Raw genomic sequence first — 9,242 nt, 5'->3', positions numbered from 1 at the left:
GTCCTGCTCGGGCAGGTGGAAATCCAGGAGCAGGGTGGAAAGGTCCTGCAAGGTGGCGATCGGCGTCCCGGGCGAGACGTAGTCGCCGACGTCCACCTGGCGGATGCCGATGGTCCCGGCGAAGGGCGCGAGCACGCGCTTCTTCGCCAGCGCCGCCTTCAGCTCGGCGACGGTGGCGCTGGTCTTGGCCCACTGCGCGGCGAGACGGTCGAATTCGCTTTTCGAGATGGCCTTGCTGCCGATCAGTTCGCGGCCGCGCTGGTACTCGGCCCTGGCCAGGCCGAGATCGGCCTCGGCAGTGCGCAGGGTGGCTTCCTCGACGTCGCTTTCCAGCTGGATCAGCGGTTGGTCCAGCTTCACCTGGTCGCCGGAAAGGAACAGTACGTCGCGTACCGTGCCGGAGACTTCGGCGGTGAGGGTCACGCCCTGGAATGCCTTGAGGCTGCCGATGGCTGGCAGGCGGCTCTGCCAGGGACGCTTTTCGGCCAGGCTGGCGGTCACGCTGATCGGCGGTTTCGGTGCGCTGAAAAGGGCGATCTGCTGACGGATGGAGTAGACCTTGTAGCCGGCGAGAATCGCCACCACGGCGATCACCGCGGCGAGCATGATCAACATGCGGCGGAGCAACATAATCCTGGTCCCTGGTATGCCGAGAGCGCCCCGTTTCGGGGCGAATCCGACACATTACGTGCAGCTTTCAAGGCTTGTCAAAGCACAGGATTGGCGAAAGATTTCAAGCGTGTTGCAGGTCGCTTCCGACTTTCGCGGACCGGTATGGCGAGAGGTTGATGCCGCGCTCTCAGGCCAGGTGCAGGTGGTTGTCCCAGAGGCCGGCAGGCAGCTCCAGCGGTTGCGCGGCGATGCGCTCGCCCTGGCAGTCGTAGAAGCGGCAACGGCCCTGTCCGGATGTGACGACGAAGCCGTTCTTCACCGCGCCCACGCCGGCGCAGTCCGGCAACGGCGCGTCGAGGCGTACGGCACCGCTGTCCAGGTCCCAGATGAAGAAACGGTTGCCGCGCGGGGCGGTCAGGGCCACCAGGCGCAGGTCGTCGTGGATCGCCACGCTGGCGGTGTACTGGGCCATCGCCAGGCGCTGCTCCTCGGCCACCGGGAAGGCTTCGAAGGGACGGCCGGGGCGCTTGATCGCCAGCAGGTCGGCATGTTCGTGGGCATCGCCCATGAACTGCTGGCCGGCGACGATGGTGCCGTCGCGACCGATCGCCAGGTGGCGGACGCTGTTCATCTGCTGCGCCAGGGTTTCCTTGGACAGCAGATTGCCGTCGCGGCGCATCAGCACCAGGCTGGGCTCCATGGCGTCGAGGTTCATCTCGACCCGGCTTTCCGCCTCGGTGCGAATGCCGCCGTTGGCCACTACCAGGGTCTCGCCGTCGGGCATCCAGGAAACCTGGTGCGGCCCGAGGCCGTGGGTGGAGATCTCGCCGCTGTGCTGCAGTCGCTCGCCGTCGAAACGGTAGACGCCGAGCACGCCGCGACCGGGATCGGTAGTGTCGTTCTCGGTGGCGTAGAGCCACTCGCCGCTCTGGTGGAACACGCCGTGGCCGTAGAAGTGGCGGTCTTTCTGCGAGACCAGGGTCTGCAGCAGGCGACCGTCGTTCAGGTCGATCAGGTAGCTTTCGGTGCCTGGCCGGCGGGCGACGAACAGCGCCAGCGGCAGGCTCGGGTGCTGGACGATGTCGTGGCAGCGCTGGGCCACGCGGGTGGCGAACTGGCACTTGCCGTCCAGGCGGTAGCCCACCGCGTAATGCTGGCCATCGGCGTCGTCGCGCGCCGACAGCACCAGCGGTTGGCTACCCTGGCGGCTGAAGCTCCAGCCGCCGAAGGACAAGGCGCCGAGCAGCAGGCTGCCCAGGCCGATCACATGACGTCGCAGCATGGTGCCGACCTCAGTCGCCATCGTTGGCGTTGAAGCCCAGTTGCACGCCGAGGGCGCGGGCCAGGTCGCCTTCGTGCAGGCGGTGGACCACGTTCAGGCTGTCATAGAGGGCGTTGAGCTGGTTGCGCCCGTCTTCGCTGGCGAGCAGTTCGGAGAGCGGTTTCTGTTCCAGCGCCGCCAGCTTCGCGTGGCTGTCGGCGTAGGCGGCGTCGATCTTGCCGGCCAGGGCCTTCTGTTCGGCCGGCAGCAGGGTCTTCAGGCCCTTGCCGTCGATACCTTCCCAGAGCGCCTGGGCGCCGCTCAGGCTGGCGTCCAGGCTGGCCAGCGAGGCGTTGCTGCGCCAGGCCTCGGCCTGGTAGGGCTGGGGAATGCCCTTGCTCTGCCGGCCCAGCGGAGTACCGAGTTTCTTCTTCAGCATGTCCAGGGCGGTGACCTGAACCCGCAGCAGCTCGGCGATCGCCTCGTGGGCGTCGGCGTAGCGGTCGTTGGGGAACTTGCTCATCTGGGTGAGCATGCCGCCGTCGTTCTTCCAGCGCGCCAGGATGTCCTGGGCCAGTTGCTGCTGGTGGGTGCCGATGGCTTCCAGCAACGGGCAATAGCGGGCCTTGGTGGCGGCGTCAGCGAGGTCGATCTTGCTGTCGAAGAGGATGTATTCGTAGGCGGAGAGCCCCTGCACCACCACGCTGGCCTTGGCCAGGGCCGCGGCGTCGACCTGCGGGTTGTTCTTCAGCAACTGTTCGACCTGGCGCCCGACCAGATCCTTCTTGTCCGGCCAGAACTGCACCTGCCAGGCGCGGTTGCCCTCGGCCAGCGGGCCGATCAGCAGCGGTTGCAGCTCGGCCCAGGCCTTCTGCGCGGCGTGGAACGCGTCGCGGGCCTTGGCCAGGTCTTCCTTGCCCTGGCAGTAGGCCAGGGCGCTGCTGGCCAGGGCCTGGTCGGCCTCCACCCAGCGGCTGTAGGTCGGCAGGATCACCTGTTGCGCCAGGGCGGCACTGGTGACGGCCTGCGGGTCTTGCGGCGAACAGGCGCCGAGGGCGATGGCGAGGCTGGTCAAGAGCAGTCGTGGGCGGAACATGTGGGCTCCTCAGAGTGAATTCAGGAAGGCCAGCAGGGCGCTGCGCTGGTCGGCGTCGAAGCCGAGCACGTGCCGCTTGGCCGCTTCGGCTTCGCCGCCGTGCCAGAGGATCGCCTCCAGCAGATTGCGGGCGCGCCCGTCGTGGAGGAACTGGGTGTGACCGTTGACCGTTTCGGTCAGGCCGATGCCCCATAGCGGCGGGGTTCGCCAGTCCCGCCCGCTGGCGAGAAATTCCGGGCGATTGTCCGCCAAGCCGTCGCCCATGTCATGCAGCAACAGGTCGGAATAGGGACGAATCCGTTGGTTGGCCAGCTCCGGCTCGCTGGCGTCGGAACCGGTAGTGAAGGCGGGAACGTGGCAGGCCACGCAGTTGGCCTGGGCGAACAGGCGCTTGCCGGCCAGCACCTGCGGGTCGTCCACCTTGCGCCGCGCCGGGACCGCCAGGTTGCGGCTGTAGAACAGCACCTGGGCGAAGATGTTGTCGCTGACTTCCGGCTCGCCGCCGTCGGGCGCCCGGCGGCACTCGACCTGGGCGGCGCTGCAGTCGTCGTGGGGCAGCAGGCTGCTGGTCAGGCCCATGTCGTTGGCGAAGGCGTGCGCGTTCTGCTGCGGGATATCCGGCTGGCCGGCCTTCCAGCCGAAGCGGCCGAGCGCGGTGCGCTGCCGCGCGGCATCCCAGACCTGGTTGGCGCGCCCGCGGATACCGTCGCCGTTGCGGTCGTCCGGATCGGCATTGGCCAGGATCGCCTCATCGGGAATCGCCTCGAGCAGGCCGAGCCCGATCATCGGCGGGGCGACGCGGGCGGAAAACATCGTCTGCGGATGCATCGGCCCATAGCCGAGCTGGCTGATCCGCAGGATCGGCTTGCGCAGTTCGACCTCGGTGCCGTCCTCGAACCTCACCTTCAGCGGCTCGTAGTCCATCCGCACCTTGCCTTCCGGGGCGACGCCGGGAATGCCGACGTCCTGCAACTGGCCGCCGTAGGTCGGCTCGGGAATCACCCCCTGGTGCAACAGGGTCTTGCCGTCCGCAGGGCCGGCCGGGATCGACAGGCGTACCAGCATCGACACCGCGCTGACCGCGTCCGCTCCCGGCGGGTGGCCGCGGCCGTCCTTCACATGGCAGTTCTGGCAGGCGTTGGTATTGAACAGCGGTCCCAGACCGTCGCGCGCGGTGGTGGAGGAAGGGGCGATGACCCAGGGGTTGCGGAAGAAACTGTTGCCCACGCTGAAGTCCAGGCGCCGGCTCGGGGCGAGGTTGGCGGAGGGCAGGGAGAAGGCGTTGCGGTCGCTTTGCAGCACCGTGGTCGCGCCCCCGGACAGGTGTTCACCGGGCTCGGCGCGCAGCGGTTCGTCGTCGGCGCCGCATCCGCCCAGAAGGAGCGCCGTCAGGAGACAGGCGAGCGGCATGGAAGGTGACGGCAACGACATCGGCGAACATCCCGGACTGCGTAGAAACAGCCCGCAAGCTTACCAGTTGGAGCTAATCAAAATAAGAGGGATTTGCGTTTGTAAAGGCCCGCGAAGTCCGCTTTCGAGGCCCTGAAACGCAGCGTGCGGCCATGGGCCGCACGCTGTTGGCGCAGGAAGGAATCAGAACTCGTGGTCGGCGTTGTCCGGCTTCAGGTCCTGGATACCCAGCTTGCCCGCGGCCTGCTCGATGGCGCCGGTCTGCTTGACCAGGGCGGCGATGGCGTCGCGGATCTTCTGCTGGCCGTCCTTGTTGTCCGGAGCGATCATCTGGTCGAAGTGCACGCCATCCTTCTCGGCGCTGTCGACGATGGCCTGCAGCTTGGCCTCGGTGTCGGCCAGGTCGGCCTTCAGGGTGTCGTTGGCGGCGGCGTCGGCCTTGGCGACCAGGTCGGCCAGGCTCGGGCCCTTGACCACGCTGCCGTCGATGCGCTTGTACTCGCCGAGGTAGATGTTGCGGATGCTCTTGCCGTTGAAGAACAGGGTGTGGTGGGTGTCGTCGCTGAAGCAGTCGTGCTCGTCTTCGGTGGAGTTGGCCTCCAGCGCGACCTTCATGCGCTCGCCGGCCAGTTCGCCGAGGGACAGGCTGCCCATGCCGAAGAACATCTTGCGCAGGCCGGTATCCACCGGTTCGGCCTCCAGCTTGGCGCGGTAGTTGTCGGCGACGCCGGCTTTCCACTGTCCGGCCATGTATTCGAGGTCGCTGACCAGCAGGTCGGTGACGGCCTTCAGGTAGGCGGCGCGACGGTCGCAATGGCCGCCGGTGCAGTCCTTGCCCTGGGCATAGTCGGTGGCGGGACGGTTGCCGGCGCCCGGACCGGTGCCGTTCAGGTCCTGGCCCCAGAGGAGGAACTCGATGGCGTGGTAGCCGGTGGCGACGTTGGCTTCGGAACCGCCCAACTCGTTCAGGCTGGCCAGTTTCTCGCCGGTGATTTCCTTGACGTCGATCTTGTCTTCGCCGACCTGGATCTCGGTGTTGGCGACGATATTGGCGGTGGCGCCGGGGTTGCCCAGGGCGTGCTGGTAGTCCTTGGCGACATAGTCGATCAGGCCTTCGTCCAGCGGCCAGGCGTTAACCTGTCCTTCCCAGTCGTCGATGATCGCGTTGCCGAAGCGGAAGGCTTCGCTCTGGGAGTAGGGGGTACGAGCGGCGAACCAGGCTTCCTTGGCGGCTTTCAGGGTCTCCGCGTCAGGCTTGGCGAGGAACGCGTCGATGGCTTTCTGCAGGTCCTTGGCGGTGCTCAGGGCATCGGCGAAGGTGGCTTCGGCGAGGTCCGCGTAGTTCTTGATCACCGCCTTGGCGGCGGCCTCGTCGACCTTGGCGGCCGGGGCGGCGGCGGGCGCGGCGGGCTGCGTACTGGCCGCCGGTGTTGCGGGCGCTTCGGCTTTCTTGTCGTCGCCGCAGCCGGCGAGGGAGATGGCGAGGGCCAGCAGACTGGCGGTGGCCAGGGGCATACGAGTCATGGCGGATTCCTTTGCTTTATTGGTGGCGTGCCGAAGCGGCGTGCGCTTGTCGGAAACACCCGCGAGGGCGTTAAAAAACCGCCACATAATGCGAAAGATTTGCATTTTTGAAAAGGGCGCAGCGTGATCGCCGTCGTGCCTGGACATGTCGGGCGCAGCTAGAATGCCAGTATCTTCGTCCGGAGCTCCGTCCATGAGTCTGACCGCTATCGCTTTCTGGGTTGTCCTGCTGCTGCTCGCCGGCTACGCGGCGGTGCTCTACAACGGCCTGGTACGGCTGAAGCACGCCGTGGGCAAGGCCTGGGCCAACATCGACGTGCTCCTCAAGCAGCGCCATGACGAGCTGCCGAAGCTGGTCGAGGCCTGCAAGCAATACATGCAGCACGAGCGCGCCACCCTGGAGCGGGTCATCGCCGCCCGCAACGCCGTCGCCAGCGCCCGCGAGCGCGCCGACGTGAATGCCCTTGGCAAGGCCGAGAGCGGCCTGCGCGCCGGCCTGGGGCAGCTCTTCGCGCTGGCTGAGAACTACCCGCAGCTCAAGGCCAACGAAAGTTTCCAGTTCCTTTCCCAGCGCATCAGCGGCCTGGAGAACGGGATCGCCGATCGCCGCGAGCTGTACAACGAGGCGGTGAACCTGAACAACGTGCGCATCGAGCAATTTCCCGACCTGCTGATCGCCCGTGTCGCTGGCTTCAAGGCCGCCGAGCTGTTGCAGTTCAGCGAGGCGGAGAAGGCCGACGTCGATCTCAAGGCCCTGTTCGGCTGAGATGGACTTCGACCTGCGCTGGCTGTTCATCGCCGCCAGCCTGGGGCTCTGCGCCTGGGCCGGCTGGCAGTTCGTGCACCGCCTTGCCCGGGCGCGCCTGCTCGGCGACGTACCGACCTCGCGGATCCGTTCGGCGGCGCAGGGTTTCGTCGAACTCTACGGGGTGCTCGAGGAGGGCCCGGAAGGCCCGCTGCAGGCTCCCTTGACCGGCAAGCCGTGCCTGTGGTGGCGCTACCGCATCGAAGTCGAGGAAAAGCGCAGTGGCCGCGAGAAGGCCTGGCGCACCGTCGACAAAGGTGCCAGCGAGTCGCCATTCGGCTTGCGCGATGCCACCGATGCCTGCCTGGTCGACCCACGCGGCGCCGAGGTGCGACCCTTGACCCAGCAGCGCTGGGAGGCTTTTCGCGAAGCACCGATCGATACCCTGCGACTGCTGGAGAGCTTCGGCACCCTGGTCGGCGGAGAGCGGCTTTACCGCTACACCGAGGAGCGCCTGCATGCCGGCGAGCCGCTCTATGCGCTGGGCGAATTCCGCAGCAGCGGTGGCGGTCGCCAGGGACTCGATGCCGAACGGGCGCAGGGTGCGGTGATCCGTGAATGGAAGGGCGATTTCCACGGGCTGCTGGCGCGCTTCGACAGCGACGGCAACGGCGAGTTGGACGAGCGCGAATGGAACCGGGTGCGCCTGGCGGCACGGCTGGAGGCCGAGGATCGGCATCGGGCAAGCAGCGCCGCGCCGACCCGCCACCGGCTCGGCAAGCCGGGGGAGGCGCATCCCTTCATTCTCTCCAGCCAGGGCGAGGACGATCTCGCCGTGCGACTGCGCCGCCAGGCGGCGGGGGCCGCGTTGCTCTGCCTGGGCAGCGCGCTATTGGCGGGCTGGCTGTTCAGCCGCCTGTTCTGATCAGGGCCGTTCGCTGCTGGTGGCCTGGCTCAGGCGTCGCGCCTGCTTGAGGTACTGGGTCAGTTCCCTGGCCGGCAGCGGCTTGCTGTACAGGTAGCCCTGACCTTCGTTGCAACCTTCGGCGATGATGTACGCCTCCTGCTCGGCGGTTTCCACGCCCTCGGCGATCACCTGCATGCCCAGGCTCTTGCCGAGCTGGATGATGGCGCGAACGATGGTCGCGTCGTCCTCGTCCTGCAGCAGGTCCTGGACGAAACTCTTGTCGATCTTGATCTTGTCCAGCGGCAGGCTCTTCAGGTAGCTCAGCGAGGAATAGCCGGTGCCGAAATCGTCGATGGCGATCAGCGCGCCGGCGCGGCGCAGGCTGAGGAGGTGCTGGGCGGCAGTGGAAATGTCCTCCATCAGGCCGGTCTCGGTGACTTCCAGCTCCAGGCTGCGCGCCGGCAGGCGGTAGACCTGCAGCAGGTTGCTGACCACCCGTGGCAGGGCGTTGTGGTGGAGCTGCACGGTGGAAAGATTGACCGCCATGCGCAGGTCGTCGAAGCCCTGGTCGTGCCATTCGCGCAACTGCCGGCAGGCCTGGTCGAGCACCCACTCGCCGATGCTGAAGATGCTGCCGTTCTGTTCCGCCAGCGGGATGAACAGGTCCGGCGGGACGAAGCCGTGCAACGGATGTTGCCAGCGCAGCAGCGCCTCGACGCCGACCACGCGGTGGTCGCGGTAGTCCACCTGCGGCTGGTAGACGAGGTGCAGCTCGTGGCGCTGCAGGGCATCGCGCAGGTCCTTTTCCAGTTCCCGGCGGCGACGCATCTCGCTGTCCACGCTGGCGATGTAGAACTGGTAGCGGTTGCGCGAGCGGGTCTTGGCCAGGGTCATGGTCTGCTCGGCCTTCTGCAGCAGTTTCTCCGTGGTCTCGCCGTCCTCGGGGAACAGGGTGATACCGATGGTGGCGCGCAGGCGCACCTCGTGCTGGTCGATCTCGAACGGCGCTTCCAGGCCGTCGAGGATGCTCTGCGCCAGTTCGGCCGCCTCGTAGGGTTGCTCGATGTCGGCCTGGACCAGGGCGAACTGGTCGCCGCCCAGGCGCGCCAGCGAACCGAGCCGCGCGCTGTGCCCGCGCAGGCGGTCGGCGAGGGCGATCAGCAGCTGGTCGCCGAGCTGGTAGGTGTACTGCTCGTTGATCCCCTTGAAATCGTCGAGGCCCAGGCACAGCACTGCCACCCGGCGCTGCTGGCGGCCGGCGCCGTCGAGGATCTGGTCGAGTTGCTGTTGCAGCAACTGGCGGTTCGGCAGGCCGGTGAGGAAGTCGTACTGGGAAATGCGCAGCAGGTTGTCCTCGGCCTCGCGGCGCAGGTGGCTGTTGCTTTCGATCGAGGCGAGCAACTGGTTGGCGGTGGTCACCCATAGCCCCAGCTCGTTGCGTTCGTGCCCCTTGAGCAGCGGCAACTGGTGCTGGCTGGGGCGGTCGGGATTGATGCTGACCAGGTGCTCGATGATCTTCGACAGCGGCTTGGTCAGCATCCAGTGGTAGACCAGGAACAGTACCAGGCCCATGGCCAGGGCGCGGAGAATGCCGGAGATGAAGATGATTTCCGAAGTGGTGACGAAGTTCTCGCCGTAGGGCGCGGTGTCCAGGGTGATCTTCAGGTCGCCGTAGTATTCGCTATAG

7 protein-coding genes and 1 pseudogene are annotated in these 9,242 nt (G+C 67.1%); 2 read left to right on the top strand and 6 right to left on the bottom strand.

Translation table 11 applies throughout. The features are described from left to right. From mexV to FFS27_RS22485, 5 genes and pseudogenes are all read right to left on the bottom strand, one after another. Nucleotides 1–630, bottom strand: a pseudogene (gene mexV, locus FFS27_RS22505) (multidrug efflux RND transporter periplasmic adaptor subunit MexV); the annotation flags it as partial. Nucleotides 631–799: 169 nt separating this feature from the next. Beyond that, nucleotides 800–1,894, bottom strand: a complete 1,095-nt coding sequence (locus tag FFS27_RS22500; RefSeq protein ID WP_021264170.1) for a DUF1513 domain-containing protein — start codon at nucleotides 1,892–1,894, stop codon at nucleotides 800–802. A 10-nt stretch (nucleotides 1,895–1,904) separates the two neighbouring features. After that, nucleotides 1,905–2,969: an imelysin family protein gene (locus FFS27_RS22495; RefSeq protein ID WP_003094017.1), complete on the bottom strand. Its 1,065-nt coding sequence runs from the start codon at nucleotides 2,967–2,969 to the stop codon at nucleotides 1,905–1,907. A gap of 9 nt (nucleotides 2,970–2,978) precedes the next feature. Next, complete coding sequence (locus tag FFS27_RS22490) at nucleotides 2,979–4,400, bottom strand: di-heme oxidoreductase family protein (RefSeq protein ID WP_003141253.1); 1,422 nt, start codon at nucleotides 4,398–4,400, stop codon at nucleotides 2,979–2,981. Between the two features lie 162 nt (nucleotides 4,401–4,562). Next, nucleotides 4,563–5,903, bottom strand: coding sequence for an imelysin family protein (locus FFS27_RS22485; RefSeq protein ID WP_003112765.1), 1,341 nt, complete (start codon nucleotides 5,901–5,903; stop codon nucleotides 4,563–4,565). A gap of 193 nt (nucleotides 5,904–6,096) precedes the next feature. Between FFS27_RS22485 and FFS27_RS22480 the strand changes: the two genes are divergently transcribed. Then, on the top strand, nucleotides 6,097–6,669 hold the full coding sequence (locus tag FFS27_RS22480) for a LemA family protein (protein ID WP_021264171.1): 573 nt from the start codon (nucleotides 6,097–6,099) through the stop codon (nucleotides 6,667–6,669). Between the two features lies 1 nt (nucleotide 6,670). After that, nucleotides 6,671–7,573, top strand: coding sequence for a GIDE domain-containing protein (locus tag FFS27_RS22475; RefSeq protein WP_003141249.1), 903 nt, complete (start codon nucleotides 6,671–6,673; stop codon nucleotides 7,571–7,573). Here FFS27_RS22475 and bifA read toward each other — a convergent pair. Next, on the bottom strand, nucleotides 7,574–9,242 hold a 1,669-nt coding region (bifA, locus tag FFS27_RS22470), incomplete at its 5' end, for a cyclic-di-GMP phosphodiesterase BifA (protein ID WP_137952218.1).

The organism is Pseudomonas sp. 2VD (assembly GCF_005503585.1).
GTDB lineage: Bacteria > Pseudomonadota > Gammaproteobacteria > Pseudomonadales > Pseudomonadaceae > Pseudomonas > Pseudomonas aeruginosa.
Note: the sequence above shows the minus strand (reverse complement) of the source record. Positions and strands in the feature narration are given on the sequence as shown.

What these genes read in the sequence shown, in the direction of transcription:
- FFS27_RS22500 (WP_021264170.1), bottom strand. Translation starts at nt 1,894, where the DNA reads ATGCTGCGACGTCATGTGATCGGCCTGGGCAGCCTGCTGCTCGGCGCC.
- FFS27_RS22495 (WP_003094017.1), bottom strand. Translation starts at nt 2,969, where the DNA reads ATGTTCCGCCCACGACTGCTCTTGACCAGCCTCGCCATCGCCCTCGGC.
- FFS27_RS22490 (WP_003141253.1), bottom strand. Translation starts at nt 4,400, where the DNA reads ATGTCGTTGCCGTCACCTTCCATGCCGCTCGCCTGTCTCCTGACGGCG.
- FFS27_RS22485 (WP_003112765.1), bottom strand. Translation starts at nt 5,903, where the DNA reads ATGACTCGTATGCCCCTGGCCACCGCCAGTCTGCTGGCCCTCGCCATC.
- FFS27_RS22480 (WP_021264171.1), top strand. Translation starts at nt 6,097, where the DNA reads ATGAGTCTGACCGCTATCGCTTTCTGGGTTGTCCTGCTGCTGCTCGCC.
- FFS27_RS22475 (WP_003141249.1), top strand. Translation starts at nt 6,671, where the DNA reads ATGGACTTCGACCTGCGCTGGCTGTTCATCGCCGCCAGCCTGGGGCTC.